Origin of the sequence: Billgrantia zhangzhouensis, from assembly GCF_021404465.1 — a bacterium.
GTDB lineage: Bacteria > Pseudomonadota > Gammaproteobacteria > Pseudomonadales > Halomonadaceae > Halomonas > Halomonas zhangzhouensis.
This window is the reverse complement of sequence record NZ_JABFTT010000028.1, coordinates 1-1,329: the sequence shown is the minus strand read 5'-3', so window position 1 is coordinate 1,329 and position 1,329 is coordinate 1. Positions and strand designations below refer to the sequence as shown.

Annotated in this window: 1 protein-coding gene; it reads left to right on the top strand. The window is 62.5% G+C overall.

Features of this window, described 5'->3' with window-relative positions:
* The first annotated feature begins 123 nt into the window (after window positions 1-123).
* Window positions 124-1,326: an ISL3 family transposase gene (locus tag HOP51_RS20855; RefSeq protein ID WP_234275781.1), complete on the top strand. Its 1,203-nt coding sequence runs from the start codon at window positions 124-126 to the stop codon at window positions 1,324-1,326.
* The last annotated feature ends 3 nt before the right edge of the window (window positions 1,327-1,329 follow it).

The following is a 1,329-nucleotide window of genomic DNA, read 5'->3' as shown; positions in this document are numbered from 1 at the left end:
GGTTCTACGCATTCTGGCGTGAAGGCGAAGTGATCTTAGGGAAAGGCAGGATAGAGAAACGGCGGTAAATCCGAGTAAGCTGATGTTCGCCAAAACGCCCAGCCTACGGATACCGCCGTTGCCATGGATGCTACCCCGCTCTGCCTGTTCTGGAAAGGGTTTACCGTCACCCACCACGAGTTCCTCGATCCGCAGACGCTGCGGCTACAGCTGGCCCCAGATGACCGGATTCCACCGGTCTGTAGCGGCTGCGACCATGCCTGCTTCCTGGTGCATGACGTGCATCGCCGGCGAGTTCGGGAAGCCCCCTTACTGATCTATCGGGTGGAGTTGGATGTCCCGGTACGTCGCCTGCGCTGCCCGGTCTGTGGCCCGACACGAGAGCGCATCGACTGGTTACCCGGGCGCTCGCCGGTCACCACCACGCTGCGCCAGTGGGTCGAGCGCCTGGTCACCTTGCTGCCAATCCGGCATGTCGCGGACCTGGTCGGCTTGCACTGGCATACCGTCAAGACCCTCGACAAGCAGCGCCTGCAACGCGACCTGCCAGCACCGGACCCAACCCGGCTGCGGCGCCTGATGATGGACGAGTTCGCTCTGCACAAGGGGCACCGCTACGCCACCGTGGTGGCCTGCGCCGACACCCAGCAGGTGGTATGGGTTGGCGAGGGTCGCTCCCGCGATGCAATCCGGCCGTTCTTCGAGTGGCTGGGCGAGGCGCGAGAACAGATCGAGGCCGTCGCCATGGACATGAACTCGGCCTTCGATCTCGAGGTGAAAGACCAGTGCCCCAACGCCGAGGTGGTTTACGACCGCTTCCATGTGGTGGCCAAGTACGGCCGCGAGGTGATGGATCGGGTTCGCGTCGATCAGGCTAACCAACTGCGCGACGACAAGGCCGCTCGCAAGATGATTAAGGGTAGCCGTTGGCTACTGCTGCGTAACGCCGACAATCTCAAGCCCGAGCAAGCCGTGAAGCTAGAAGAGCTGCTGGCAGCCAACGCGTCATTGGCCACGGCGTATCTGCTCAAGGACCAGTTGAAGACCCTGTGGTTTGCCGACGACGAGGCCACCGCCCGAAACGCCTGGCAGGAGTGGTACGACATGGCCATCAGCAGCGGCATTGAGGTCCTGGGGCGTTTCGCCAAGCGGCTGGCTTCCTATCTGGAGGGGATCCTGTCCAGTGCCCGGCACCGGCTGAACACCAGTGTGCTGGAGGGCATGAACAACCGAATCAAGGTCATCAAGCGGATGGCCTACGGGTATCGCGACACGGCGTACTTCTTCCTGAAGATCCGTGCCGCGTTTCCCGGCAAAGTGCGATGAACC

Bases quoted from the DNA above. Each gene is read 5' to 3' on its own strand.
- HOP51_RS20855 (WP_234275781.1), top strand. From the start codon at position 124: ATGGATGCTACCCCGCTCTGCCTGTTCTGGAAAGGGTTTACCGTCACC.